Below are 25,674 nucleotides of genomic sequence, written 5' to 3'. Positions count from 1 at the left end.
GATCAGCTGCTTTGCAGCACGCCCCGGTACATCGGATCCTCGAGCGCCCGGCCGGTGCCAAGCGCCACGCAGGTGAGCGGATCTTCCGCCACGGTCACCGGCAGGCCGGTCTCGTCCCGAAGCACCTCGTCGAGCCCCTGAAGCAGCGCGCCGCCGCCGGTGAGGACGATGCCCTGGTCGACAATATCCGCGGCAAGTTCCGGCGCGGTGTTCTCGAGCGCGACCCGCACACCTTCGACGATGGTCGCGACAGGCTCGCTGAGCGCCTCGGCGATCTGACCCTGGTTGATTTGGATCTCCTTGGGCACGCCGTTGACCAGATCGCGACCCTTGATGTGGATCGTGGCGCCGACGCCATCGAGCGGCGGCTTGGCGATGCCAACTTCCTGCTTGATGCGTTCCGCGGTCGATTCACCGATCAGCAGATTATGGTTTCGGCGGACGTAGCTGACGATCGCCTCGTCCATCTTGTCGCCCCCGACGCGGACCGACGTGGTATAAGCGAGGCCGCGCAGCGAGAGGACCGCGACTTCCGTGGTGCCGCCGCCAATATCGACGACCATGCTGCCGATCGGCTCGGTCACCGGCATGTCCGCGCCGATCGCCGCCGCCATCGGCTCCTCGATGAGCCAGACCTGGCTGGCGCCCGCGTTTGACGCGGCATCGCGGATCGCGCGGCGTTCAACCTTGGTCGATCCCGACGGAACGCAAATCACGATCTCAGGCCAACGCATGAACTTCCGCTGCCCGTGGACCTTGTAGATGAAGCTTTTGATCATCTGTTCGGCGACGTCGATGTCGGCGATCACGCCGTCGCGCAGCGGGCGGATCGCTTCGATGTTGCCGGGCGTCTTGCCCATCATCAGCTTCGCATCTTCGCCGACGGCCTTAACCTTACGGATACCGTTGATCGTCTCTACGGCCACGACGGAGGGCTCGTTGAGCACGATTCCGCGACCGCGCAAGTAGACGACGGTGTTCGCGGTGCCGAGGTCAATCGCCATGTCATGCGACATGAACTTGAAGAAACGCGAGAAGGCCATGTTCAGCTAGATTCCGTCCCCGAGTCGCGCAGTGCGACTTGCGCCAAATCATCCCACGGCCATGGCCGCAAGTCGCTTCTTGGGCGCTGATTGCTGCTATCACGGGGTCGCGGGATGGCGTCGATTGGGCTAGGGGCTGGCTTGTGTCAATACGCCGCCTGCCAGAACATCTCGTCAATCGCATCGCTGCCGGTGAAGTGGTGGAAAGACCAGCCAGCGCGTTGAAGGAATTGGTGGAGAATTCCATCGACGCCGGCGCGACCCGGATCGCGGTGCGCCTTGGCAATGGCGGGACGACCCGGATCGAAGTGACGGATGACGGCTGCGGAATGGCGCCCGCTGTCATGGCGCTGGCGCTGGAGCGGCACGCGACATCGAAGCTGCCGAGCGATGACATCGACCAGGTTGCGACCATGGGCTTTCGGGGTGAGGCACTGCCGTCAATCGCAAGCGTGGCACGGCTGACGCTGGAGAGTCGTGTCCGCGGCGCCGATGGATGGGCACGCGCGATCGACAATGGCGTGCTGGCAAGCGAGGGGCCGGCCGCGCTGCCGCCGGGCACGCGCGTGCTGGTGGAAGGGTTGTTCGAGCGCGTCCCGGCGCGGCGCAAGTTCCTGCGTTCGAGTCGCAGCGAGTATGCCGCCTGCCTGGATGTGGTGCGGCGGCTGGCGATGGCGCGCCCCGATATCGTCTTCACGGTCGAGCATGACGGGCGGCGGGTGCTGGCGGCGTTGCAGGCGGAAGACCGGCCGGGGCGAGTCGCGGCGCTGACCGACCGCGCACTGAAGGACAACTCCGTCGCGATAGACATGGAGCGGGATGGACTGGTGCTCGGCGGAGTCGCTGGGCTGCCGACATTCCATCGCGGCGTCGCCGACCACCAATATCTGTTCGTCAATTCAAGGCCGGTGAAGGATCGGCTGCTGATCGGCGCAATCCGCGGCGCCTATGCCGAGATGATGCCGCGCGATCGCCATGCCGTGGTGGCGCTGTTCCTGGATGTGCCACCGGATCAGGTCGATGTGAACGTCCACCCGGCGAAGACGGAGGTGCGGTTTCGCGACCCTGCGATGGTGCGGGGGTTGATCGTTTCGGGCCTCCGGCGCGCCTTGGACGCGGCAGGGCATCGGGTCGTACACCGGGCTCCCGAGGATGCGCTGGCGATGTTTCGTGCCGAACCAGGCTATCACCCCCCTGTATCGGAGGAGCGAGCGCCCTGGGGTTCCACAGGGGGCGAGGACGTACCGGGGCGCGCCTCGAACGATGCGGGACTGGCGGCTCCTTACTTGGGGCGGGTGGGTGAATCACGCACGGCGTTTCTCGCGCCGCCGCCGCAGGCGCGCGCAGAGGCGGCATGGGCGCCGCCGCCCGAGGCCATCGATCATCCGCTGGGCGTCGCGCGGGGCCAGGTGGCGAAGACCTATATCGTCGCGGAAGCCGGAGATGGACTGGTCATCGTGGACCAACATGCGGCGCACGAGCGACTGGTGCTGGAGCGGATGCGCGCCGCGCTCGCGGGCGGGCGAGTCGCATCGCAGGCGCTCCTGATCCCCGACGTGGTCGAGCTGGACGAGCCGGCCTGCGACCGGCTGGAGGCAAGAATAGAGGAATTGAGCGAACTCGGCCTCGAGATTGAGCGGTTCGGCCCGCGCGCGATCCTGGTACGCGCGATGCCCGCCCTGCTTGGCCGGGGTGACCCGACCGGTCTTGTCACCGATCTTGCCGACGAGCTCGCCGCCTTCGACGAGGCGTTGTCGCTCCGCGAGCGGCTGGACGCGGTGGCAGGAACGATGGCGTGCCATGGATCGGTTCGGGCCGGCCGTGTGTTGTCCGTGCAGGAGATGAATGCCCTGCTGCGCGAGATGGAGGCGACGCCGCATTCGGGGCAGTGCAATCATGGCCGCCCGACGTGGGTGAAGCTGGCGCTTTCCGATGTCGAGAAGCTGTTCGGCCGTCGATGACGCCCGATCAGGGGCGGATGGTTCGTCGATCATTCGACGCAGGGTGTTGGCACGACAGAGCGTGCGCGGCTAATGACGAACCGTTCAAAGTAGCAACGGTTCGTTCACAAACGGGAAACTTTTACCGGCTGCACGCATTGCTATATCGACAGCTTCCAAGGCGCATATTCCCATGAAACAGATTGTACCGATCGTTCTGGCCCTGATCCCGCTTGCCGCCGTGGTAGGCGCATACGTCACGGTGCCCTGAGGCACGCGCGACCACAGCCATTACGGAAGATTAGCGGCCCGCGGGGATATACTGCGGGCCGCTTTTTTTGGGTTCGGGGATGGCCCGCCATCTCTTAGGTAAAGAAAAAGCCCGCCCGGATGATCCGGGCGGGCTTTGTCCTTACCGATACGGTCGCGGGGATCAGCCCTGCGCCGGCTCGTCCTGAACCTCGGCAGTCGCGCCGGGCTCTGCGTTCGGGTCGTACGCCTCGGTGAAGCCGCCCTGATCGCGACCTTCCTCGAAGACCTGGGCCATGACGTCGACGCCCGATGCCTGCATCTCGGCCTCTTCCGGCGAGCGTGCGACATTGACCTTAACCGTCACGGACACTTCCGGGTGAAGCGAGACCTTCACCTCGTACACGCCGATCGCCTTGATCGGACGATCGAGCACGATCGCCGACTTCGCGACCTTGTGGCCAGCCTCGTTCAGCGCATCGACCAGATCGCGAACTGCGACCGAGCCGTAGAGCTGGCCAGTGTTGGAGGCCTGGCGGATGATCGTGACCGACGCGTCCTTGAAGGTCTTTGCCTCGACCTCGGCGTCCGCACGACGGGTCGCGTTCTCGGACTCGATGCGCGCGCGGTTGGCCTCGAACACCTTGCGGTTGGCTTCGTTGGCACGAAGCGCCTTCTTGTTCGGCAGGAGGTAGTTGCGGGCGAAGCCGTCCTTCACCTTCACCACGTCGCCGATGCCGCCGAGCTTCTCGACGCGCTCAAGCAGAATGACGTCCATCTGCTCTTCTCCTTACTTAACGACGTAGGGCAGCAGGCCCAGGTGACGGGCGCGCTTGATCGCCTGGGCGAGCTCGCGCTGCTTCTTGGCGCTCACCGAAGTGATGCGCGACGGGACGATCTTGCCACGCTCGGACACGAAGCCCTGCAGCAGACGCACGTCCTTATAGTCGATCCGGGGAGCGTCCTTCGCCGAGAAGGGGCAGCTCTTGCGACGACGGAAGAAGGGGCGAGCCATTATGCGTTCTCCTCTTCACGACGGCGGCCGCGCTCGCGGTCCCGCTCCTGCTTGCGCATCATCACCGACGGGCCCTGCTCATGCGCGTCAACCTTGACGGTCATGTAGCGGATCACGTCTTCGCTGATCGAATGCTGGCGCTCGATTTCCGCGACCGTATCGCCCGGTGCGTCGATCTCGAGCATCACGTAATGCGCCTTGCGGTTCTTCGCGATGCGATAGGCCATGGAGCGCAGGCCCCAGGTCTCGGTCTTCACGACCTTGCCGTCATGATCGGTAACAATCTTTGCGACGGCTTCTGCCATCGCGTCCACTTGCGCCTGTGCCAAGTCCTGGCGCGCAAGGAACACGTGCTCGTAGAGAGCCATGTGCTTTCCTTCGTTGGCCGATCGCTGACATGGCCCCATGCCATGCCCCTCCGGCTGTCGTCCCAAACAGCGAAGGGCGGGAAGCGTCGCTCCCCGCCCGTGCTGTCGGCTCCTGTAACGAGAGCCGCGTGAAAATCAAGTCTCGCTGCCGTTGCTTACCGGAACGCGTTCGGCACCACCGTCAGCACCCGGCCGTTCGATCCCAGCAGGACGGCATCCCATCCCGAACGGACCCACTGCTGACCGCGCGCCGGGGCGTAGAGCCGCTTGCCGCGATACTGGCGATAGTCAACGACGCGGTAGTTGCGGGCGTAGCGCCGCTCGAAACGATCACCCTTCCGCCACGAGCGATAATTGGGCTGATTGCGGACAACCGTGGTCTTCTGGACTACCGTGCCGTTCGGGCGATGCTTCACCGTCGTGATCTGCCGCTCCTGATGCCGCGTCTGCGCCTGCGCGTTCGCGGCGATCATCGGGGTGGCAACCAGCGAGGCTGCGACAGTCGCCTTGATCAGCTTCTTGAACATCTGACGTCTCCTTTTCACTCTGTACTAGCGGCGCCTTAACCGCGGCGTCGGAAACCTATCTGGGCGCTGGATGTATCCGCGGCGTGCCGCAGAAGCCGTCATTTCGTCGCGAATTGTCGCAAGGAGGCGGGAAGGCTGAACGTTGGTTCAGCAAAGGCAATAGTTTCTACACGCCTGACCTTTATTTGCGGGCACGATGACGACGATCGACCAGACCAGCCTGTCACCGACGAGGACCGGCAGCGTGCGCGCTGCGGGGACGAGGCTGCCCGAGGCCGGGTGGCTGGCGATCGTCGGGTCCGTGATGATCGCCGCGCTGTACCTGGGTTGGGTCGGCTTCATGGCATCTGATGATTCGCTTTATCACGCCGGCGCGGTGCGATGGTTGATCGACCCGCCGTTCGCGGGAAGCGACCATTGGTCGACTCGCTTTCCGCTGACGCTGACGTTTGCCGGGGTTCTGGCGGTCGTGGGACAGAATTACGTCGCCTTCGGCGTAACGGCAGTGCTGTTCTATGTCGTGCTCGTCGCAGTGATCGGCTGGTTTGCGGCCAGCATCGCCGGCGCGCGATCGGGGTGGATCGCTGCTCTGATCACGGCGACGCTTCCGGTGGTGGTGAGCCACGCGACGACGGTGAGCGTTGATTTGACCGAGGCGGCGGCACTGGTGGCGGGCGCTCTCGTCGTCGGCCGTGCGACCGACGATCGCGCGGGGTGGATCCGCGCCGGAGCAGGCGGAGCGCTGTTTGGCGTTGCGATCCTCTGCCGCGAGACGAGTGTACTGGCGTTGGCGGCGGTCGGACCGCTGTTCATGATTGGGCGGCCGGTGCCGAGGCGCGTGTTGATCGCGTGCGGAATTGGCGCGGCGGCGGTGCTGCTTGGCGAAGCCTTGTTCCAATATGTGCTGACCGGCGATCCACTTCGCCGCTACACTATCGCGTTCAATCACGACGAGCATATCGACCGGGCTGCCAATCGCGAAGGCAACTTCCTGTTGTGGGCGCCGATCGACCCACTGCTGGTGTTGCTGATCAACGATGACTTCGGCTTACTGTTCTGGCTTGCGGGCTTTGCGGTGGCTGCAGGGGCCTGGCGGATGGTCCCCGTCGAACGCCGAACGCCGATGATCCTGCTGGCCAGCATGGCTGCGGCGAGCTTCTTGCTCGTTTCGGTGCTGTACACGAAACTGGTGCTGAACCCGCGTTACTTCATGCTGGCCGCGCTTACCGCAGTGATTGTGCTGGCGGTGTGGCTGGGTCGGCTGGACTGGCGGGTGCGCACGGCGCTGCTGGCGGTGACGGTCGGCACCAATCTGTTGCTGATGAGCGTGGGCAATGCCCATCCGCATTGGTCGATGGAGGCGCTTGTGCTGGCTGCGGAGGCGCATCCCGCGGAGGTCATCCGAGCCGAAGCGAGCGACGTGAGGCGCGCCGAACTGCCGATGGCGCTTGCCGGACGGAGCAACATCGCGCCGCTGCCTGCACGTGGAAGTGCGCTCGTCCTTGCGCCGGCAGACGCAGCGCCAGCCGGCGAGATTATTGCGCGCTATCCTTCGCCGCCGACTCGGCTGGGCGGCATCCTTCGCGGCGCGGGGCTCGAGCCGCTCGTGCCGTCACCGATTGAACGGCGGATGTTCAGCCCGAGCCCGGCAATGGTGCTGGTCCGCACACCGCCGCGCTGAGCGGCAGCTTGACCGGTCGGCCCTTGGCCAATTACCGCGCGCCTCTTCGATTTGGGAGACACCGATGCGTGCGTTCATCTTTCCGGGGCAGGGGAGCCAGGCCGTCGGCATGGGGCAGGCGCTTGCTGCCGCAAGCCCCGTGGCGCGCGAGGTGTTTCAGGAGGTCGATGACGCCCTGGGCCAGAACCTGTTTCGTTTGATGGCGGAGGGGCCCTCCGAGGAACTGACGCTGACGGAGAACGCGCAGCCTGCGATCATGGCCAATGCGGTCGCGACCCTCCGTGTGCTGGAAAAGGAAGGCGGGGTCCGGCTGGCGGACAAGGCCGACTTCGTCGCTGGGCACAGCCTGGGCGAATATAGTGCCTTGTGTGCGGCGGGCGCGATCGACCTGTCGACGACGGCGCGGCTGTTGAAGCTGCGTGGCCAGGCGATGCAAGCGGCGGTGCCGGTAGGGGAAGGCGCGATGGCAGCGCTGCTTGGCGCCGATCTCGCCAAGGCCGAAGCGATCGCCGCCGCCGCTGCCGAGGGCGAGGTGTGCACCGTCGCCAACGACAATGATCCGACGCAAGTGGTGATCTCGGGTGCCGCGGCCGCGATCGACCGTGCGATCGCCATTGCCAAGGACCATGGTGCCAAGCGCGGCATCAAGCTGCCGGTGTCCGCGCCATTCCACTGCCCGCTGATGCAGCCTGCGGCCGACGCGATGGCAAAGGCTCTGGAAGACGCGCGGATCGATGCGCCGCTGGTGCCGGTCTACGCCAACGTGATAGCGGCGCCGGCGAGCGACCCGGCGACCATCCGCCGGCTGCTGGTGGAGCAGGTGACCGGGATGGTGCGCTGGCGCGAATCGGTACTGGCGATGACCGAGGCGGGCGTCACCCATTATGTCGAGTTCGGCGGCAAGGTTCTGGGGCCGATGGTGAAGCGGATCTCTCCTGACGCGGAAGCGATCAGCGTGATCTCGATGGAAGATATCGAGGCATTGTTGAAGGCGCTGTAATTCAGTGATGAGCGGGCGCCGTCGGCGGTCTCGCTTTCCATCTGAACGCGCGCCCAAGCATCGGTAACACGTGCGCGCTTGGCTTCTCGCCCGCTATAGGCGACCAACAAGCCACAGTCGCCTCAGACGCTTACGATCCACGGAGATTTAGAATGTTCGACCTCACAGGCATGACGGCGCTGGTGACCGGCGCTTCCGGCGGGATCGGCTCCGCCATCGCGAAGGGGCTTGCCGCGCAGGGCGCACGCATCGCCGTATCGGGATCGAACGAGGCGAAGCTGGCAGCTTTCCGCGATGAACTGGGCGGCGAACACGTGGCGGTGCCGGCAAATCTCTCGGATTCGGCATCGGTCGATGCGCTGGTGCCGGCCGCTGTCAACGCGTTGGGCGGGCGGCTGGATATCCTGGTCAACAATGCCGGCATCACGCGCGACAACCTGGCGATGCGGATGAAGGACGATGAATGGTCCGACGTGATCCGCGTCAACCTGGAAGCGGCGTTCCGGCTGATCCGTGCCGCTGCCAAGCCGATGATGAAGCAGCGGTTCGGCCGCGTCGTCTCGATCACGTCCGTCGTGGGGCAGACCGGCAACCCCGGCCAGGCGAATTACGCCGCGTCCAAGGCTGGCCTGGTCGGCATGTCCAAGGCGCTGGCCCAGGAACTGGCGAGCCGCAATATCACCGTCAATTGCGTGGCACCTGGCTTCATCCGGTCCGCCATGACGGACGTGTTGCCGGAGGCGCAGAAGGCAGCGCTTCTGACGAAGATCCCGGCCGGCGATCTTGGCACTGGCGAAGACATCGCGGCTGCGGTAGCGTATCTCGCATCGCGGGAAGCGGGCTATGTTACGGGCCAGACGCTGCACGTAAACGGCGGCATGGCAATGGTCTAAGCCTGCGTCAGCGGGACAACACACCGGGGTTGTCACGAACCGAACCGCGTTCTACCTGCGTTCAGGAAATACCAACCCCCCGATCGAAAGAGGGAATGATTATGAGCGAGACCGCCGACCGCGTGAAGAAGATCGTCGTCGAGCATCTCGGCGTCGAAGCCGACAAGGTGACCGAAGATGCCAGCTTCATCGACGATCTGGGCGCGGACAGCCTCGACATCGTCGAGCTGGTGATGGCGTTCGAAGAGGAATTCGGCGTCGAGATCCCTGACGATGCCGCAGAGAAGATCAGCACCGTGCGCGACGCGATCACGTACATCGACGAGCACAAGGGCTGATTGACCGGGAGCGTTCGACGGCGACAGCCGTGAGTGGCGCTCCGGACCGGATTTGAACGGCTCCCCGTCCCGGGCTAGAGGGCGGGGAGCCGTTTCGTTTCGGTGATTGCTTGTTTTTCCTAGATGTTCATGGAGTAGCGCAATGCGCCGCGTCGTCGTTACCGGTCTTGGCCTCGTCACCCCGCTGGGCGCCGACGTTGAGACTGCCTGGGCCAATATCATCGCTGCCAAGTCGGGCGCCGGGCCGATCACGCGGTTCGACGCCTCCGATCAGAAATGCCGTATCGCCTGCGAGGTGAAGCCGGCCGACCATGAATATGGCTTCGATCCCGGCAAGCGCGTGGACCACAAGATCCAGCGCCAGGTGGATCCGTTTATCGTCTATGGCATCGACGCTGCCGGCCAGGCGCTCGAGGACGCGGGCCTGACCGACATGAGCGAGGAAGAGCGGTTCCGCGCGGGCTGCTCGATCGGCGCCGGCATTGGCGGCCTTCCGGGCATCGAGAGCGAGTCGATTGTCCTCCACCAGAAGGGCCCGGGACGTGTCAGTCCGCACTTCGTGCACGGGCGCCTGATCAACCTGATCTCCGGGCAGGTCAGCATCAAATACGGCCTGATGGGCCCGAACCACGCGGTGGTAACTGCCTGCTCGACCGGTGCTCATTCGATCGGTGATGCGGCGCGCATGATCGCGATGGACGATGCGGACGTGATGCTCGCCGGCGGCGCCGAGGGCGCGATCTGCCCGCTCGGCATCGCCGGCTTCGCCCAGGCCCGCGCACTCAGCACCAACTTCAATGATGCGCCGGAAAAGGCGAGCCGCCCGTACGACAAGGATCGTGACGGCTTTGTCATGGGCGAAGGCGCGGGCGTCGTGGTGCTCGAGGAATATGAGCGCGCCAAGGCCCGCGGCGCGAAGATCTACGCCGAAGTCATCGGCTATGGTCTCTCGGGGGACGCTTATCACGTGACGGCGCCGCATCCCGAGGGCTCGGGCGCCTATCGGTCGATGGAGATGGCACTGCGCAAGTCCGGGCTGGCGCTGACCGACATCGACTACATCAACGCTCACGGCACTTCGACGCCGCTTGGCGACGAGCTGGAGCTTGGCGCGGTGCGGCGGCTGTTCGGTGATGCGATCGGGGATCTTTCGATGTCCTCGACAAAGTCCGCGATCGGCCATTTGCTCGGCGGCGCGGGCGCGGTGGAGAGCATCTTCTGCATCCTGGCGCTGCGTGACCAGATCGTGCCGCCGACGCTCAACCTCGACAATCCGAGCGAGAATTGCATCGGCGTCGACCTGGTGCCTCATGTCGCCAAGAAGCGGCAGGTGCGCGCTGTGCTGAACAACAGCTTCGGGTTTGGCGGCACGAATGCATCGCTGGTGATGAAGGCGATCTGATCTTTATCCGGCGCCGGCATTACGCCGGGGTCCAGTAGCGGCCGGCCCGAACCTGGATCCCGGCCCTTGCCAAGGTACGGGAATGCGCAAGGCCGGTTGTTTCGGACTGTTCATCGGGTTGGCGCTGATCGCCAGCATATTCTGGGTCGCGCGCGACTGGTCTGGCGCCGGGCCCGCAAGCAAGCCGCTGGCAGTGGTGGTGCCCGAAGGCGCAAGCCTCGCGCGCGCAGCCGCCGAGCTTGAAAAGCAGGGTGCGATCCGATCGGCGTGGCGCTTCCGCGGCTATGCTCGTGTGTTCGGCACGGGCAAGCCGATCAAGGCCGGTGAGTATGCGATTCCGGCGGGAGCCAGTGCGTCTGACATTCTGGGCCTGTTGGAAGCGGGCAAGGTTCGCCAGCGGCTCGTGCCGGTGCCGGAAGGTTATCCTTCGATCCTGGTGCACGAGGCGCTGATGGGCGCCGAAGGGCTTACCGGGGAGGTGCCGGTTCCCGCGGAGGGATCAGTGCTGCCGGACAGCTATGCCTATCAGCTTGGCGATACCCGGGCCGCGGTGGTGGCGCGGATGCAGAGGGCGATGAACGACTATCTCGCCGCCGCGTGGAAGAAACGGAAGCCCGGCATCGCTGTGGCGACGCCACGGGAGGCGGTGATCCTTGCCTCGATCGTCGAGAAGGAAACCGGCAAGCCATCGGAGCGGCGGATGGTCGCCGCGGTCTACACCAACCGGCTGAAGCGGGGCATGCCGCTGCAGGCGGATCCGACCGTCATCTACCCGATCACCAAGGGAAGACCGCTGGGACGGCGCATCCTTCGTTCCGAGCTTCAAGCGAAGAACGGCTATAACACCTATGCCAGCGCCGGCCTTCCAGTTGGGCCGATCGCGAACCCCGGCCGTGCCTCGATCGACGCCGTGCTTAATCCTGAAACCAGCTCGGCGCTCTATTTCGTCGCTGATGGAACAGGCGGGCACGTGTTCGCGGATACACTGGACCAGCACAATGCCAACGTGCGCAAATGGTACGCCATCCGGCGCGCGCGCGGCGAGATGTGATCGGGGGCTGTTCATCGCCGGCCGGGGCAGCGTAGAACCCGAAATGACGATGACTGGATCGCCGCTCCTTTGACCACGCCTGTGCTGATCGCTGTCGGGGCGGTGTTGCTGTTGCTGATCGCAGCAGCCGGAGCGGCCTTGTACCACGGTCTGCGCGCGCAGGCCGTGGCAGGACGCGAAAGCATTGCGCGCCGCGAACTCGAGGCGCTGCTCGCCGCGGCACCGATGCAGGCGGTGCGGGTGCGCGGCAACGGCCGGGTCGAGATGCCGCCCAGGGTCGCGGACCTGTTGGGCTACGCACAACCGATCACTGAGGTGGACGGTTTTACCGGTGTGACGGGCGGGCTTGAGCCGGCCGACGCGCGTGGCCTGATTGCCGATATCGCGACATCGCAGCGGTCCGGGCGGCCGTTCAAGCGGCAGGTGCGGCCCCGGGACGCCAAGCGGATCCTGACCTTGCGAGGCGAGCGAGCGGCAGGGGGGAAGAGCAGCGGCGACCTGATTCTATGGGTCCATGACGCAAGCGAAGCGCAGGCTCAGGTCGAGCGGCTCGCCGCCGAGGAAGAGCGCGTTCGGGCGGCGTTCGATGCGCTGACCGGCCTGATCGAAGCCGCGCCATTGCCCATGTGGTATCGCGGACCTGACCTGCGCCTGGCGATGGTGAACACCGCCTACGTTCGCGCGGTTGAAGGCAGCGACGCCGCCGACGTGGTGGCGCGCGGGCTGGAACTGATCGAAGGCTCCGGACAGGGCGGTCCGCTTGCCGGGGCAACGGCGGCGCGCGATTCGGGGCGGCCGGAGATGCGCGTGCTCCCGGCGACGATCGGCGGCGCACGGCGGGCGATGCAGTTGCACGACGTGCCGCTGATCGGGGGCGGCGTTGCGGGCTTTGCGATCGACGTCGAGGAGCTGGAGGAAGCGCAGGCGCGCGAGCAACGCTTCGCCGAGGCGCAGCGCGCGATGCTCGACCGGCTTTCCGCAGGGGTCGCGCAGTTCGGCAGTGATCGTGCGCTGGTGTTCTGCAACCAGCCGTTCCGCCGCATGTTCGCGATGCGCAGCGAATGGCTGTCAGACCAGCCCGAGTTTGACCGCGTGCTGGAGAGAATGCGCGAGGCGAACCGCCTGCCCGAAGTTCGCGATTTCCCCGGCTGGAAGGAGGAGCGACGCGAATGGTTCGTGCGCACCGACTTGTCGACCGAGGAGACATGGCATTTGCCGGGCGGCGTCCACATCCGCGTGGTGCCCCAGCTGCTGCCCGACGGCGGCCTGCTGCTGATTTTCGAGGATCGTACGGAGCAGGTGCAACTCGCCTCCGCGCGCGACACGTTGCTTCGCGTCCGCACAGCGACCTTCGACAATTTGTTCGAGGCGCTGGGTGTGTTCGCCGCGGATGGCCGTCTGCAGCTGTGGAACAACCGCTTTCGCGCCTTGTGGGAGCTGGAGGAGGAGCTGCTGAGCGCCCACCCCCGCGTCGACGTCGTGGCGGAGAAGATTGCCCTCAAGCTGCGCAAGCCGGAACGCGCGAAGCTGATGACCGATCTGGTCCGCTCAGCCACGACGGATCGTCAGCAGCGGGGCGGTCGCGTGGCACTGGCCGATGGGCGGCATTTCGAGTTCGCCGCGGTGCCGCTGCCGGACGGAAATGCGCTGTTCACGATGCTGGACATCACCGACAGCCGCCGCGCGGAGCAGGCGCTGCGTGATCGCGCCGAAGCACTGGAAGCGGCGGACAAGGTGAAGACCGCATTCGTCGCCAACATGAGCTACGAACTGCGCACGCCGCTTACTTCGATCAGCGGCTTCGCGGAGATGCTGCAGGCTGGCTACGCCGGCAAGCTGACCAAGCAGGCGGATTCCTATGTTGCCGCAATCCTCGATTCGGTGAGCCGGCTGGGCGTGCTGATCGACGACGTTCTGGATCTGACGCAGAGCGAATCGGAAGCGCCGATGCAGCGCGATGACATTGATCTTGCGGATGTTGCTCGCACCGCAGCCGACCAGATGAAGCCGCTGGCGGGCGAGCGGGCGATCGAGATGGTAGTGGAGGTATCGCCGAGCGTCGGGCGAGTGATCGGTGATGCGAAACGTCTTGGCGAGGTGGTGAAGCATCTGATGCGGCATGCGCTGAGCGCCACCGACGAGGGCGGCAGGGTCCTGCTTCATGCCGAGGGAGACGAAGAGCGCGCCCGCATCGTCGTGTCAGATGACGGCGCCGGGATGGACGAGGAGGCCGCCGCGCGCGCCTTCGATCGGTTTGCGCAGGCATCACCCACCGGGCGCGGCGATCGACCGATTGACCTTGGCCTGCCGCTTGCCCGCCAGTTCGTGGAGGCGCACGGCGGGACGATCTCGCTTGTGAGCGAGCTTGGGGTCGGTTCGTTGATAACCGTTGAGCTGCCGCGGCGATGAAGGGGAGCATGCGGCTTGCGGATCTTGCGCAAACCGAGGCAGTGGGCGCGAAGCTCGCTGCCGTGCTGCGCGCGGGCGACGTCATCACCCTTGAGGGGCCGCTTGGTGCCGGCAAGACCAGCATTGCGCGCGGCTTGTTGGCGGCATTGGGGCTGATCGGCGAGGCGCCAAGCCCGAGCTTCGCCATCGTTCAGCCCTACGCGCCGCCGGAGGTGGCCCTGCCGGTCGTTCATGTAGATCTCTACCGGATCGATGACGCGGATGAACTGGAAGAACTGGGCCTGGACGAGGCATTGTATGACTCGGCGCTGCTGGTGGAGTGGCCGGACCGTGCGGGGTCGGAAGCCTGGCCTGACGCACTTCGACTGACGCTGGCGATCGAACCGGATGGCGCGCGGCGCTTGACTTGGGACGCGCCGGCGGCATGGGAGCGGCGATGGCCGTTGACATGACTCCGCCCGCCGGCGCGCGTGATTTTCTGAGGGCGTGCGGATGGGGCGAAGCTGAAATCCTTCCGCTTGCCGGGGACGCTTCCTTCCGTCGTTACTTCCGTGTTGTCGATGCGGGACGCAGCGCGATCCTGATGGACGCGCCGCCGCCGCACGAAGATCCGCGGCCGTTCCTCGCAGTCGCGCGCTGGCTGACCGACCGTGGTTTCGCGGCACCCAAGATCAACGCCTATGACGAGCGCCAAGGATTGGTGCTGATCGAGGATTTCGGCGATTCGCGGATGCGCGAGGCGATCGACGAAGATCCTGACGCAGCCGTGAGTCTCTACGCCGAGGCTGTCGATGTGTTGGTCGCTTTGCGCGCGCATCCAGCGGGCGATTGGCGACCCTATGACCGCGCGGAGTTGCAGCGTGAGGCGGCACTGCTGGTAGAATGGTATTGCCCGGCCATCGGGCTTGAGGTGGATGTAGCCGGCTATACCGCCGCGTGGGACAAGGTGCTCGGCCACGCGGAGTATGATCGCGCCGTCACCGTGTTGCGTGACTATCATGCCGAAAATCTAATGCTGGTGGGCCAGCAGCGCTCGCTTGGCTTGCTCGATTTCCAGGATGCGCTCGCCGGTCACGCAGCCTATGATCTCGTATCGCTGCTTCAGGATGCACGGCGTGACGTCGATCCCTCAATCGAGGACGCGATGATTACGCGGTACCGCGCTGCAACCGGTGATGGAGAAGCGTTCATGAACGCCTATCATGTGCTTGGCGCGCAGCGGAACGCCAAGATCATCGGCATCTTTACCCGGCTGTGGCAGCGCGACGGCAAGCCGCGTTATCCAGCCCTTTGCCCGCGTGTCTGGGCCTATTTGGAGCGTGACTTGAGCTTCCCTGTGCTCGGCCCGGTTGCGGCATGGTTCGACGCGAACATCCCGCCGGAACTCCGCGGTGACCCGCTGGTGCTGGCCGAACGATGAGCGCGCCGCGTTCGATCCGCCCGGCATTGCCGGGTAAGATGCCGACCACTGCGATGGTGATGGCAGCCGGGCTGGGGAAGCGGATGCGCCCGCTCACCGCGACGCGGCCGAAGCCGTTGATACCTGTGGCGGGCAAATCGCTGCTCGATCATACATTCGATCATCTGCGTGCGGCCGGCGTGAAGCGCGCGGTCGTCAACGTTCATTATCTGGCCGATACGCTGGAGGGCCATCTCGGCTCGATCCACGGGATCGACATCGCCGTGTCGGACGAGCGGGGCGAATTGCTGGAGACCGGCGGTGGGCTGATGAAGGCCAAGCCGCTGCTTGGCGACGAACCGATCTTCGTCGTTAACAGCGACAATTACTGGCTGGACGGCCCGGTGGACGCGCTGTCGCTGCTGGCGGCGCGTTGGGACCCGGAGAAGATGGACGCGCTGCTGCTGCTGCTGCCGTTGGCACGCGCGCATTGCCACGGCGGGCAGGGGGATTTTCATCTCGACGCAGACGGCCGGATCACCAGCCGTCGCAAGCCGGGGCGCGTGGCGCCGTTCGTCTATATCGGCGTCCAGATCCTCAACCCCAAGATCCTGGTGGATGCGCCCGAGGGGCCGTTCTCGACCATGGTGTTCTGGGAGCGCGCGATTGCGGCCGGCCGAGCTTATGGCGTGGTGCACGAAGGCTTGTGGGTAGACGTGGGAACGCCGGCGGCGGTGAAGCGCGCGGAGGCACTCCGCAGCCATGTCTGAGCCGCGCGGTCCGCGGCTCTACACCATCCCGGCGCACCGCGCGTTCGCCGACGCGCTCGTCGCCGGGCTGATCCGCCGGTTTGGCGACGGGCCGCTGGGACTTGCGCGGGGGCTCGTGCTGCTGCCGAACAACCGCGCGAAGCTTGCCGTGACCAACGCCTTTGTTCGGGCGCGCGGCGGGGCGCTGGTGCTGCCACGACTGGTCGCGATCGGCGCGGACGACCTGGGCGAGGCGATCGGGGCCGCGCTTGATCCGGTGGATGCGTCCGATCCGCCGCCGCCTGCGATAGCGCCGCTTGCCCGGCGCATGATCCTGGCGCGGCTGGTGCAGGAGGCGAAGCCTTCGCTGGAGGCTGCCGAGGCGGTCCGCCTGGCCGGGGAACTCGCGCGGACGCTCGATCAGTTGATCGTCGAGGATGTCGACCCGGCGCGGCTGTCCGAGCTCGACCTTGGCGAACTGACCGAGCATTGGCGCGCAGCACTGGCGTTGTTCAGCGCGGTGAACGCACGCTGGCCGGGCGAGCTGGCGCGGCTAGGTCTGATCGATTCGGCGGCGCGGCGGGCGATCCTGCTGCGACGCGTGGCCGACCGCTGGGCGCACTCACCGCCAGCGGGCTTCGTCTGCGCCGCTGGCATCACCGACGCAGCGCCATCCGTAGCAGCGATGCTCGCGCGCGTCGCTGCGCTGCCACGTGGCCTGGTGGTTCTTGCAGGCGTTGATCGCGCGATGCCGGACGAGGAATGGGACGCGCTAGGGCCGCATCCGGCCGATCCGGTTACGGGGCGAGTTCCCCGTTCAATTGAGGTGCATCCGCAGTTCCACTTGAAGCAGCTGTTGATCCGCATGAGGGCCACGCGCGATGATGTGCGCTCCTGGCCTGATGGCAGCGATCACGATGCTTCGGCCGCGCGTGGGCGTGCGATCGCGACGGCGCTTGCCCCCGCCCAATTCACTGCGCGCTGGACCGAGCTGCGCCCGCAGCAGCGACAACTCGCTGGCGTTCGCGTCGCAGAGTTGGCGACGCCGGCAGAGGAAGCGCAGGCGATTGCTCTCGCCTTCCGGCAGGCGCTGGAGGTTCCGGATCGAACCGCCGCGCTCGTCACCCCTGATCGAGCGCTTGCGCGTCGAGTGTCTGCGCATTGCGCCCGCTGGGGCATTGAGGTGGACGATACGGCCGGACGGCCGCTGTCGATCACGCCGCCCGGAACCCTCCTGACCGCGATCGTTGAAGCGACTACTGAAGGGTTTGCACCACTTCCGCTGCTTACGCTGTTGAAGCACCCGTTGGTGCGCGCTGGCGACGAGCGGGCGCGCTGGCTGGAAGCAGTGCGCCGTCTGGACCGTGAATTGCGCGGGCCGCGACCGGCCCCGGGGCTCGATGGCATCGAAGAGAAGCTGGGCGAGAAGGCGGGAAGCTGGTGGCGCCAGATGCGCGATCTGCTCGATCCGCTGGCAGCTGTTTTTGGCGATCCCAATAGGCCGCTGCGTGACCTGGTGGCGGCGCTGCGCGAGGCTGCCGGCGCACTGGCCGGTGAGGATGCGTGGCGCGGGCCGGCTGGACGCGCCGCTGCGGACCTGCTGAGTGACCTGGAAGCGGAGGCACCGGCTGGTCCGGAGAACGTTGCGCCGAAGGATTTGGCGCCGATGCTTCGTCTGTTGATGGACGAGGTGGCGGTGCGGCCGCCGCAGGGCGGCCATCCTCGCCTGGCGATCTACGGCCTGATCGAAGCCCGGCTGCAATCGGCGGACTTGATGATCCTGGGCGGCCTGAACGAAGGGACATGGCCGGCGAGCCCGGCGCCGGACCCATGGCTGGCGCCGCGGATCCGCAGCGCGCTTGGTCTGCCGGGGTTGGAGCGCGCGATCGGCGTCGCCGCCCATGATTTCGGCCAGGGGCTCGGCGCGCCGGAGGTGCTCATAACCCGCTCGCGCCGTGATGCCCGATCACCGGCGATCCCCTCGCGACTTTGGCTGCGTCTGGCGGCGATGGCGGGCGATGAGTTCGACCGGGCGCGTGACGATGAGCTGATCCAGTGGGTCCGCTTGCTCGACGATGGCGGAACGCCGCTGCCGGCGCGCAAGCCCGCGCCCAAGCCATCGGCCGCGCTGCGGCCACGCGAAATCTCGGTCACACAAGTCGATCGTCTGAAGGCGGACCCGTTTGCTTTTTATGCACAGCAGATCCTGCGGCTGCGTGCGCTTGATCCTGTGGATGCGGACCCGAGCGCCGCGTGGCGCGGCACCGAGGTGCACCGCATCCTTGAGGAATGGGCGCGGCAGGATCGCTGTGCGGTGGAAAAGCTTCAACCGCGCGCGTTGGCGATGCTCCGCGATCCGACCACGCATCCGTTGCTGCGTGCGTTGTGGCAGCCAAGGCTGCTTGCCGCGGTGGAGTGGATCGCCGAGCGCATGGCCGCCGAAGTCGCAGAAGGGCGCGAGGTGCTGGCCGCAGAAGGGAAAGGGGCGGCGGAGATTGCCGGCGTCACGCTCAGCGGCCGGTTTGATCGGATCGACCGTATGCCGGATGGCACACTGGGGATCATCGATTACAAGACGGGAAAGGCGCCGTCAGCGGCCGCCGTTCGGGCCGGGTTTGCGATGCAGCTGGGGCTTCTGGGTGCGATTGCCGAGGCGGGGGGCTTCGCCGGCATTTCCGGTACTGCCGGCGCGTTCGAATATTGGTCGCTGGCGAAATACCGCGAGGCGTTCGGCAGCATCTCCACACCGGTCGATCCAGCGGGGAAGAACGACCGTATTCCGACTGCCGACTTCGTGAACGAAGCGCGGCGGGTGTTCGCCGAGGCGGCAGCCAAATGGCTGACGGGGAACGAGGGATTCACTGCCAAGCTGCACCCGGAATTCGCGCCCTATGCGGAGTACGACCAGCTGATGCGCCGAGACGAATGGTATGGCCGTGAGAGCTGAGGTGACCGTGAGGGAGGCTCGCGCATGACGAGCACACTTCGGCCGCTACCCCCGCTGCGCGGCGAACAGCGGCGCGCCAGCGCGCCGGACGCGCACGTGTGGCTTTCCGCGTCGGCGGGGACTGGCAAGACGCAGGTTCTGTCGGCGCGCGTCTTTCGCCTGCTGTTGCGCGGCGTGGATCCAGCAGCGATCCTCTGCCTGACCTTCACCAAGGCCGGCGCTGCAGAGATGGCCGCGCGCGTGAGCCAGCGGCTTGCGGCCTGGGTGCGAATGAAGCCATCGGCGCTGTTTGCTGACCTCCAGGCGCTCGGTGAGCCCGCCGATCCGGTGCAGCAGGATCGCGCGCGCACGCTGTTCGCGAAGGTTCTGGATGCTCCGGGCGGCGGCCTCCGTATCCAGACGATCCACGGCTTCTGCCAAGGGCTCCTGGCCGCTTTCCCTGCCGAGGCGGACCTGATCCCGGGATTTCGCCCGATCGAAGCGCGCGAGGAAGCGGTGCTGGCGCGCAGCACCCTCGCGGACATGCTGGTGTCGGCTGAACGCGAAGGGCGCGACGGACCAACGAACGCGATCGGGCGGCTCAGCGTGCGGCTGGGCGAACAGGGCGCGGAGCGCTTCCTCAATGACTGTGCCCGTGCGGGGCGTGCACTGGATGCCTTGCCGAGCGGCATCCAACCGTGGCTGCGTCGCGCGCTGGGGCTGCCACCCGGCGACATCGAGGCGGTGATCGCAGAGGGTTGCCAATCGATCGACTGCGCGATGCTCGAGCGAATCGTGGCGGCAAACCGCAGCTGGGGAACGGCGACAGGGAGCAAACACGCCGACGCGATCACCAGCTGGCTCGCGATGGGAATAGAAGAGCAGGTGGCTGGCCTGTCCGGGCTCAGGAGCGTGTTTCACACCGGCAAGGGCGAAGCGCGCAAGGCATCCGCGAAACTGGTCGCAGCAGATCCCGATTATGAGGAGATCGCGGCGGCGCTGGGCGACCATTGCGCGGAACTGCTTAGCCTGCGCGAGCGGGCGGCATATGCTGATCTGCTGGCCGAGGGGCTGACTGTAGGGCGGGAATATGCCCGCGCCTATCATGAGGCGAAGCGGCGCGGCGGGGTGGTCGACTTCGATGATCTGATCGCTGCGACGGTAAATCTGCTCGAGACCCCGGGGATCGGTGAGTGGGTCCGTTTCAAGCTCGATCAGACGACCGAGCATGTGCTGATCGACGAGGCGCAGGATACCAACGTCGCCCAGTGGCGGATCGTTCGTGCACTGGTGGACGAATATTTCGTCGGTCGCGGCGTTTACGCGCCCTCAGTGCGAACGCTGTTCACGGTCGGTGATCACAAGCAGGCAATTTTTGGTTTCCAGGGGACCGACCCGGTCAATTTCCGGGCTGCGGAACAGTTCTTCGCCCGGAAGGCCGAAGAAGTGCGCGGCGACGAGCGAATGCCCGACGATGAGCGCGGACTGCCTTTCGAGCAACTGTCGCTGGTGTCCTCGTTTCGATCCACGCGGCCTGTCTTGCAGTTTGTGGATGCGGCGATCGAGGCATTGCGCCCCGACGCGCTGGGGCTCGAGGGCGAGACGCCGGCACATGCCAGCGAAGTTCCCGGTCCGGGCTTCGTCGAGCTGTGGCCGCCGATTGTCTCGGGCGAGGCAGAAGACGACGGACCGGAGGAGTGGCTGGACGACGCGGTGCGTCGCAATGCCGGGCGGATCGCCAAGCAAGTGAAGCAATGGCTCGACGATGGCGTCATGCTGGAGAGCAAGGGACGCCCGATCCGGCCAGAGGACATCATGATCCTGGTGAAGCGGCGCGGCGAGATCGCGCAGCTGCTGGTTGCCCGGCTCTATGCCGAGGGCGTGCCGGTCGCCGGCATCGACCGCTTGCGGCTGAATGCGCCGCTGGCGGTGCAGGATATGCTCGCGGCGATCCGATTCGTGCTGCAGCCGGACGACGACTTGAGCCTTGCGAACCTGCTCGTCTCGCCGCTGATCGGCTGGACGCAGGAAGAGCTTCTGGCGCGGGGAGTGCCGCGTAAGGGCAGCCTGTGGCGGCATCTGTCGGACGCGCATCGCGATCTGCTGGTGCCACTCGATGCGATGCTGGCACGGGCGGATTTCACGACGCCATACCGGTTCCTGGAAGAGTTGTTGTCTGGCACGCTCGACGGTCGACGCAAGCTGCTGGCGCGGCTTGGCGAGGAAGCGCGCGATCCGATCGAGGAACTGCTGAGCGCGGCGCTCGACTTCGAAACCACGGCGACCCCATCGCTCCAGCGTTTCCTCGACTGGTTCGATCGCGGCGACGTGGAAGTGAAACGTGAGCCGGAGGGAGCACATCAGGCTGTCCGCGTGATGACCGCCCATGGCGCCAAGGGCCTGCAGGCGCCGGTGGTGATCCTGGCGGACGCGACGAGCGATCCGGACGCGACGCGAAGCAGTACGCTGATGTGGACGCCGGAGGAGCTTACCGAGCCGATCCCGGTATTTGCACCGCGCGCGGCCGAACGCGCCGGCCCGATCGAACAGGTAGTTGCGGCTGTCACCGCGCGCGAGAAGCAGGAGCATTGGCGGCTGTTTTATGTAGCCGCGACGCGCGCCGAGGAGAGGCTGGTCATCGCAGGCTCGCTCGGGCCGCGGTATCGCAACGGGGTCCCCGAGGCGAGCTGGCATGGAGCCGCGGCGCGAGCGATGGACGCACTAGGTGTCGCAGATGAGGGCAAGCGCGTGTTTTGCGGTGATCCGGCGCCTCAAGCTGTCGCCGCGGCGCCGGTACGGCCTACGTTCGTGGACGGCAGAGGGACGCTGCCTGATTGGGCTCGCAAGCAAGCACCGCCCGAAGCACGGCCGCCACGGCCGCTCGCCCCATCCTCGATGGGCGAGGATCTGGTGGCTGATCCTCCGCCGACGCCCGCGATGCGCGCCGCCGCTGAACGCGGTCGATTGATCCACAGTCTGTTCGAACGCTTGCCAGCTGTCGCGCCGGACCAGCGCGCAGCAGCGGCTGACCGGTGGCTCGCCACGGTCGGCCAGGTGCATGACAGCGAGGAGCGATCCGCGCTGATCGACACAGTCTGCGGCATCCTCTCAAATCCGCGATTTGCGGCATTGTTCGGTGCCGGTTCACTCGGCGAAGCACCAATCAGCGCGATCGTTGCTGGCGGCCAAGTGGTTGCGGGCACGGTGGATCGGCTGCTGGTGACGGATGAGCGGGTACAGATCGTCGATTTCAAGACGAGCCGCCAGCCGGCGACGAGCCTTGCCGACGTGCCGTCTTATCACCTGCGACAGATGGGGGCATATGTGGCGGCGCTTGAGGTGATATTCCCGGATCGGCCAGTCGAGGCGGCCCTCCTCTACACCGCCGGGCCGACGTTGGTGCCGATCCCGACGGAGATACTGGCGACGCAAAAGCCGCGCTTCGCGACGATGGAGCAAAGCTTGCCGGATGGCCGTTGAGCCGCGCAGTGCCCGCACCTAGATTGGCGGACGAAGGAGTTTCAAACGATGGCCACCAAGAAGATCACGGACGACAGCTTCCACACCGACGTCATCCAGTCCGACAAGCCGGTGCTGGTCGATTTCTGGGCGGAGTGGTGCGGCCCGTGCAAGATGATCGGGCCGAGCCTGGAAGAGATTTCCGAAGAGCTTGGCGAGCAGGTGACGATCGCCAAGATCAATATCGACGAGAATCCCGATGCGCCGGGCCGCTATGGTGTGCGCGGCATTCCGACGATGATCCTGTTCAAGGGCGGCAATCCGGCGGCTACCAAGGTTGGTGCGGAACCGAAGAATCGTATCAAGGCTTGGCTAGAGGGCGAGCTGGCCTGATTATCGTGTTCCAGGAAACGGCGGCCTGACCAATTAGGTCAGTGGAATCGTGACCCGGTCAAACCCGGGTCGCGATTTCAGCCGCTGGTACCATGCCTGCACATTTGGCAGGTCCGGTCGCGACATTTCGAGCGTGAACCACGTGTGGGCGTAAACGCCCATGGGTATATCGCCGACGCCGAAGCGTTCGCCGGACAGCCATGGCTCGCGCGCCAGATGTCGATCGAGGATCGTCATCTTTGCCGCACAACGCTCTTCGGCGCGGGTTATGGCAGCGGCATCACGCTGATCCAGCGTGCGGCGTATCAGATTCACGAAAGTGTCTCGCTGCGCCTCCGCATAGTCGATTTGCCAGTCCATCCATCGGTCGGTTTTGGCGCGGGTAGCAGGGTCGGTGGGCCACCAGCGTTCGCCGCCATGTCGTGCGGCGAGATAACGCAGGATCGCATTCGACTCCCACAGGACGAAGCCATCATCTTCGATCGTCGGGATAAGCCCGTTCGGGTTCAAGGCGAGATAGGCCTCGTCCATACCGAAGGCGCCGCCCACATCGTGGCGGATGTGTGGAATGCCGAGTTCAGCCGCGAACCACGCGACCTTCTTCACATTGTGCGAGTTGAGGCGCCCCCAGATCGTCAGCATCTCAGCTGCGGTAGTCTGCGTTGATCGAGATGTACCCGTGCGTCAGGTCACAGGTCCACACCGTCGCGCGCCCCTCGCCCAAGCCCAGATCGACGCCGATCTCCACCTCCTGACCCTTCAGATGAGCGGCGACGGGCGCCTCGTCGTAGCCTTCGACCGCGAGGCCATCGCGGGCCACTTGGGTCGCGCCGAAGCGGATCGAAAGCCGGTCACGCTCCGCCGGCTCGCCCGCTTTACCGACGGCCATCACGACGCGGCCCCAATTGGCGTCCTCGCCGGCAATGGCGGTTTTGACCAAGGGCGAGTTGGCGATCGACATGGCGATCCGATGCGCCGAGCGGTCACTTTCAGCGCCCTCAACGGTGATTTCGATAAGCTTCGAAGCGCCTTCCCCGTCTCGGACGACAAGCTGGGCGAGTTGATGGCACAGATCGTTGAGTGCTGCGCGAAAGGCGTCAGCACCCGGATCCTCGTCATCCGTCAGCTGTGGATTGCCGGCCGCGCCGGTCGCGAAGGCCAGCACGGTGTCGCTGGTCGAGGTATCCCCGTCGACCGTGATGCACGAAAAGGTGCGTTCGTTCGCTGCCGAGAGCGCGGCCTGGAGATAGGGGGCCGCGATCGCGGCATCGGTGAAGATGAAACCGAGCATGGTCGCCATGTCGGGCGCAATCATGCCGGAGCCCTTGATGACGCCAACCAGTGTCACCTTACGGCCGGCGATGATGGCGCTGGCGACGGCGCCTTTTGGATACGTGTCGGTGGTGCCGATTGCCTCGGCGACTTGGCGCCAGTCGGAGGGTTCAGCGGTGAACGCCGAGTCGAGGCCTGCCTCTGCTTTTTCGATCGGCAGCGGCACCCCGATCACGCCAGTTGAGGCGATGAACACATCGGAAGGCTGGCAATTCAGGTGCGCGGCTGCACGGGCCGCGATCGCTTCGACCGCCGCGCGGCCGCGGTTGCCAGTGAAAGCATTGGAGTTGCCGGCGTTCACTACCAGAGCCCGGGCCTCGCCAAGCACCAGCGCCTTGCGGCACCATTCCACCTCGGGTGAAGGGCATTTCGACTGCGTCAGGACGCCGGCCACGGCGGTGCCGGGATCAAGCGTCACGAACGTGAGGTCGCAACGATCCCATGTCTTGTATCGCGCTCGTGCGACACGCGGCGTAGCACCTGCGATGGCAGGTAGTTCCGGAAAGGGCAGGGCGAGAGGGGACGTGGCATGTGACATGGTCCCGCCATGATGCCGCGCGCGAAAAAAGTCACGAACAGCGTGATTGACCGATCGACGGGCGGCCGGCACGTTTGCCCGGCGAAGGGGCGCTTCATCTGTCGTTTGGGTGATTGTGTTGCCGCGGCTCTGCGGCCCTGATCCGCTATGACCCCGCAGTCGGACCGGCAGGGTTATTTCATCGTCGCACTTTGCGCTGTGCTAGGTTTGGCAATCATCATTCTTCCGGTGAGCCTTGCGGAGCGGATAACTGCTGAATGGTCGGCCGCTACCGGGTCTCCAAGCCGCTCGGAGCCGGCGCCAGCGATCGATCAATCAGCGAGCGCCGGCGCATGTTCTCCCGCTGCACAGTGGATCACCGCCGATGATTATCCCTTTGAAGCAATCGTTCAGGAACATGAAGGTACAACCACGATCAGCTGGATCGTGGGCGATAACGGGCGCGTTGAATCGTGCCGCGTAACGCAATCGAGCGGACATGATTCGCTGGACCAGGCTGGCTGCCGTGCGTTGATGGCGCGCGGTTGCTGGGATCTCGACGCGCTTCCCGAGAAGCGGGAGAATACGCGGCGGATCGTTTGGCGGTTGCCGAAGTGACGGTGTCGATCCCGCCTGGCGACGCTTTTGGGTTGGCCGCACCGGCGTGCCTCCCTATGTCCGGGCCGTAATGAATCTCTTGCTCCTCCTTTCCGCCCTGCTTTCGGCGCTGTCCGGCGTCGGTGCGAGCGTGCGGTCCCAGGATCGGGCGCAGGCGGTTGCTGAGGGATCTGTTGCTTGCGCGGCGGAAGCACGCGCGCCGCTTATACTGAGCCAGCGACCGCAAGCCGCGCTGCCGAGCCTGGTCCGGACCGCACGAGCCGGAGATGCGCAAGCTTTCGTCCTGGCCGCCGCCGAGCCCTTGTTCGCCACTCGGCGGCGGGAATAGGCGTCTGCGCCGACGCGACCGTCGGACCTTCACGCCA

At 65.8% G+C, this 25,674-nt stretch carries 22 protein-coding genes; 15 read left to right on the top strand and 7 right to left on the bottom strand.

Annotated features, from left to right (window positions below; all coding sequences use genetic code 11):
* Positions 1-2: 2 nt before the first annotated feature.
* Positions 3-1,043: a rod shape-determining protein gene (locus ACH0AE_RS06935; protein WP_294444679.1), complete on the bottom strand. Its 1,041-nt coding sequence runs from the start codon at positions 1,041-1,043 to the stop codon at positions 3-5.
* A gap of 143 nt (positions 1,044-1,186) precedes the next feature.
* Here ACH0AE_RS06935 and mutL point away from each other — a divergent pair, with 143 nt between their 5' ends.
* Positions 1,187-3,004, top strand: coding sequence for a DNA mismatch repair endonuclease MutL (mutL, locus tag ACH0AE_RS06930; protein ID WP_406875595.1), 1,818 nt, complete (start codon positions 1,187-1,189; stop codon positions 3,002-3,004).
* 412 nt (positions 3,005-3,416) lie between these two features.
* On the opposite strand, the gene rplI is transcribed toward mutL, so the two are convergent.
* The 4 genes from rplI to ACH0AE_RS06910 all read right to left on the bottom strand — a co-directional run bounded on the left by rplI (position 3,417) and on the right by ACH0AE_RS06910 (position 5,142).
* Positions 3,417-4,010: a 50S ribosomal protein L9 gene (gene rplI, locus ACH0AE_RS06925; protein WP_294444681.1), complete on the bottom strand. Its 594-nt coding sequence runs from the start codon at positions 4,008-4,010 to the stop codon at positions 3,417-3,419.
* Between the two features lie 12 nt (positions 4,011-4,022).
* A complete protein-coding gene (gene rpsR / locus ACH0AE_RS06920) occupies positions 4,023-4,247 on the bottom strand; it encodes a 30S ribosomal protein S18 (RefSeq protein WP_007403456.1) in 225 nt (74 codons plus the stop codon).
* On the bottom strand, positions 4,247-4,615 hold the full coding sequence (gene rpsF / locus ACH0AE_RS06915) for a 30S ribosomal protein S6 (RefSeq protein ID WP_294444683.1): 369 nt from the start codon (positions 4,613-4,615) through the stop codon (positions 4,247-4,249). Before rpsF ends, rpsR begins: the two co-directional genes overlap by 1 nt.
* A gap of 155 nt (positions 4,616-4,770) precedes the next feature.
* Positions 4,771-5,142 carry an RcnB family protein gene (locus ACH0AE_RS06910; protein ID WP_294444684.1) on the bottom strand — a complete coding sequence of 124 codons (372 nt, stop codon included), beginning with the start codon at positions 5,140-5,142 and terminating at the stop codon, positions 4,771-4,773.
* 196 nt (positions 5,143-5,338) lie between these two features.
* Here ACH0AE_RS06910 and ACH0AE_RS06905 point away from each other — a divergent pair, with 196 nt between their 5' ends.
* From ACH0AE_RS06905 to trxA, 13 genes are all read left to right on the top strand, one after another.
* Positions 5,339-6,823, top strand: a complete 1,485-nt coding sequence (locus ACH0AE_RS06905) for a glycosyltransferase family 39 protein (protein ID WP_294443048.1) — start codon at positions 5,339-5,341, stop codon at positions 6,821-6,823.
* A 64-nt stretch (positions 6,824-6,887) separates the two neighbouring features.
* Complete coding sequence (gene fabD, locus ACH0AE_RS06900) at positions 6,888-7,823, top strand: ACP S-malonyltransferase (protein WP_294443049.1); 936 nt, start codon at positions 6,888-6,890, stop codon at positions 7,821-7,823.
* A gap of 152 nt (positions 7,824-7,975) precedes the next feature.
* Positions 7,976-8,716, top strand: a complete 741-nt coding sequence (fabG, locus tag ACH0AE_RS06895) for a 3-oxoacyl-[acyl-carrier-protein] reductase (protein WP_294443050.1) — start codon at positions 7,976-7,978, stop codon at positions 8,714-8,716.
* A gap of 101 nt (positions 8,717-8,817) precedes the next feature.
* Complete coding sequence (locus tag ACH0AE_RS06890) at positions 8,818-9,054, top strand: acyl carrier protein (protein WP_294443051.1); 237 nt, start codon at positions 8,818-8,820, stop codon at positions 9,052-9,054.
* A gap of 142 nt (positions 9,055-9,196) precedes the next feature.
* Positions 9,197-10,456, top strand: coding sequence for a beta-ketoacyl-ACP synthase II (gene fabF, locus ACH0AE_RS06885; protein ID WP_294443052.1), 1,260 nt, complete (start codon positions 9,197-9,199; stop codon positions 10,454-10,456).
* 82 nt (positions 10,457-10,538) lie between these two features.
* Positions 10,539-11,507: an endolytic transglycosylase MltG gene (gene mltG, locus ACH0AE_RS06880; protein WP_294443053.1), complete on the top strand. Its 969-nt coding sequence runs from the start codon at positions 10,539-10,541 to the stop codon at positions 11,505-11,507.
* A 69-nt stretch (positions 11,508-11,576) separates the two neighbouring features.
* Positions 11,577-13,916, top strand: coding sequence for a PAS domain-containing sensor histidine kinase (locus ACH0AE_RS06875; protein WP_294443054.1), 2,340 nt, complete (start codon positions 11,577-11,579; stop codon positions 13,914-13,916).
* Between the two features lie 8 nt (positions 13,917-13,924).
* A complete protein-coding gene (gene tsaE, locus ACH0AE_RS06870) occupies positions 13,925-14,368 on the top strand; it encodes a tRNA (adenosine(37)-N6)-threonylcarbamoyltransferase complex ATPase subunit type 1 TsaE (protein WP_294443055.1) in 444 nt (147 codons plus the stop codon).
* Positions 14,365-15,336 carry an aminoglycoside phosphotransferase family protein gene (locus ACH0AE_RS06865; RefSeq protein WP_406875676.1) on the top strand — a complete coding sequence of 324 codons (972 nt, stop codon included), beginning with the start codon at positions 14,365-14,367 and terminating at the stop codon, positions 15,334-15,336. Before tsaE ends, ACH0AE_RS06865 begins: the two co-directional genes overlap by 4 nt.
* Entirely contained in the window at positions 15,333-16,085 is a 753-nt protein-coding gene (locus ACH0AE_RS06860) for a nucleotidyltransferase family protein (RefSeq protein WP_294443057.1), read from the top strand. Before ACH0AE_RS06865 ends, ACH0AE_RS06860 begins: the two co-directional genes overlap by 4 nt.
* The gene (gene addB / locus ACH0AE_RS06855; RefSeq protein WP_294443058.1) at positions 16,078-19,011 is read left to right on the top strand and encodes a double-strand break repair protein AddB; all 2,934 of its coding nucleotides are present in this window, start codon (positions 16,078-16,080) and stop codon (positions 19,009-19,011) included. Before ACH0AE_RS06860 ends, addB begins: the two co-directional genes overlap by 8 nt.
* Positions 19,012-19,035: 24 nt before the next feature.
* Positions 19,036-22,470 carry a double-strand break repair helicase AddA gene (gene addA, locus ACH0AE_RS06850; protein WP_294443059.1) on the top strand — a complete coding sequence of 1,145 codons (3,435 nt, stop codon included), beginning with the start codon at positions 19,036-19,038 and terminating at the stop codon, positions 22,468-22,470.
* 48 nt (positions 22,471-22,518) lie between these two features.
* On the top strand, positions 22,519-22,842 hold the full coding sequence (gene trxA / locus ACH0AE_RS06845) for a thioredoxin TrxA (protein ID WP_294443060.1): 324 nt from the start codon (positions 22,519-22,521) through the stop codon (positions 22,840-22,842).
* 33 nt (positions 22,843-22,875) lie between these two features.
* On the opposite strand, the gene ACH0AE_RS06840 is transcribed toward trxA, so the two are convergent.
* Complete coding sequence (locus ACH0AE_RS06840) at positions 22,876-23,484, bottom strand: glutathione S-transferase family protein (RefSeq protein WP_294443061.1); 609 nt, start codon at positions 23,482-23,484, stop codon at positions 22,876-22,878.
* Position 23,485: 1 nt separating this feature from the next.
* On the bottom strand, positions 23,486-24,712 hold the full coding sequence (argJ, locus tag ACH0AE_RS06835) for a bifunctional glutamate N-acetyltransferase/amino-acid acetyltransferase ArgJ (protein WP_294443062.1): 1,227 nt from the start codon (positions 24,710-24,712) through the stop codon (positions 23,486-23,488).
* Positions 24,713-24,859: 147 nt separating this feature from the next.
* Here argJ and ACH0AE_RS06830 point away from each other — a divergent pair, with 147 nt between their 5' ends.
* The gene (locus ACH0AE_RS06830; RefSeq protein WP_294443063.1) at positions 24,860-25,309 is read left to right on the top strand and encodes a TonB family protein; all 450 of its coding nucleotides are present in this window, start codon (positions 24,860-24,862) and stop codon (positions 25,307-25,309) included.
* The last annotated feature ends 365 nt before the right edge of the window (positions 25,310-25,674 follow it).

The sequence above is a fragment of the Sphingomonas sp. 179-A 2A2 NHS genome (assembly GCF_045371305.1).
Classification (GTDB): Bacteria; Pseudomonadota; Alphaproteobacteria; order Sphingomonadales; family Sphingomonadaceae; genus Sphingomonas.
This window is presented reverse-complemented; position numbering and strand designations above follow the sequence as displayed.

Excerpts from the sequence above, each read along its gene's own strand:
- fabD (WP_294443049.1), top strand. The coding sequence starts at position 6,888 with ATGCGTGCGTTCATCTTTCCGGGGCAGGGGAGCCAGGCCGTCGGCATG.
- trxA (WP_294443060.1), top strand. The coding sequence starts at position 22,519 with ATGGCCACCAAGAAGATCACGGACGACAGCTTCCACACCGACGTCATC.
- argJ (WP_294443062.1), bottom strand. The coding sequence starts at position 24,712 with ATGTCACATGCCACGTCCCCTCTCGCCCTGCCCTTTCCGGAACTACCT.
- ACH0AE_RS06890 (WP_294443051.1), top strand. The coding sequence starts at position 8,818 with ATGAGCGAGACCGCCGACCGCGTGAAGAAGATCGTCGTCGAGCATCTC.
- mltG (WP_294443053.1), top strand. The coding sequence starts at position 10,539 with ATGCGCAAGGCCGGTTGTTTCGGACTGTTCATCGGGTTGGCGCTGATC.
- rplI (WP_294444681.1), bottom strand. The coding sequence starts at position 4,010 with ATGGACGTCATTCTGCTTGAGCGCGTCGAGAAGCTCGGCGGCATCGGC.
- ACH0AE_RS06840 (WP_294443061.1), bottom strand. The coding sequence starts at position 23,484 with ATGCTGACGATCTGGGGGCGCCTCAACTCGCACAATGTGAAGAAGGTC.
- fabG (WP_294443050.1), top strand. The coding sequence starts at position 7,976 with ATGTTCGACCTCACAGGCATGACGGCGCTGGTGACCGGCGCTTCCGGC.
- addA (WP_294443059.1), top strand. The coding sequence starts at position 19,036 with ATGACGAGCACACTTCGGCCGCTACCCCCGCTGCGCGGCGAACAGCGG.
- ACH0AE_RS06860 (WP_294443057.1), top strand. The coding sequence starts at position 15,333 with ATGAGCGCGCCGCGTTCGATCCGCCCGGCATTGCCGGGTAAGATGCCG.
- ACH0AE_RS06905 (WP_294443048.1), top strand. The coding sequence starts at position 5,339 with ATGACGACGATCGACCAGACCAGCCTGTCACCGACGAGGACCGGCAGC.
- ACH0AE_RS06910 (WP_294444684.1), bottom strand. The coding sequence starts at position 5,142 with ATGTTCAAGAAGCTGATCAAGGCGACTGTCGCAGCCTCGCTGGTTGCC.
- addB (WP_294443058.1), top strand. The coding sequence starts at position 16,078 with ATGTCTGAGCCGCGCGGTCCGCGGCTCTACACCATCCCGGCGCACCGC.
- rpsR (WP_007403456.1), bottom strand. The coding sequence starts at position 4,247 with ATGGCTCGCCCCTTCTTCCGTCGTCGCAAGAGCTGCCCCTTCTCGGCG.
- fabF (WP_294443052.1), top strand. The coding sequence starts at position 9,197 with ATGCGCCGCGTCGTCGTTACCGGTCTTGGCCTCGTCACCCCGCTGGGC.
- ACH0AE_RS06935 (WP_294444679.1), bottom strand. The coding sequence starts at position 1,043 with ATGGCCTTCTCGCGTTTCTTCAAGTTCATGTCGCATGACATGGCGATT.
- ACH0AE_RS06830 (WP_294443063.1), top strand. The coding sequence starts at position 24,860 with ATGACCCCGCAGTCGGACCGGCAGGGTTATTTCATCGTCGCACTTTGC.
- rpsF (WP_294444683.1), bottom strand. The coding sequence starts at position 4,615 with ATGGCTCTCTACGAGCACGTGTTCCTTGCGCGCCAGGACTTGGCACAG.
- ACH0AE_RS06865 (WP_406875676.1), top strand. The coding sequence starts at position 14,365 with ATGACTCCGCCCGCCGGCGCGCGTGATTTTCTGAGGGCGTGCGGATGG.
- tsaE (WP_294443055.1), top strand. The coding sequence starts at position 13,925 with ATGCGGCTTGCGGATCTTGCGCAAACCGAGGCAGTGGGCGCGAAGCTC.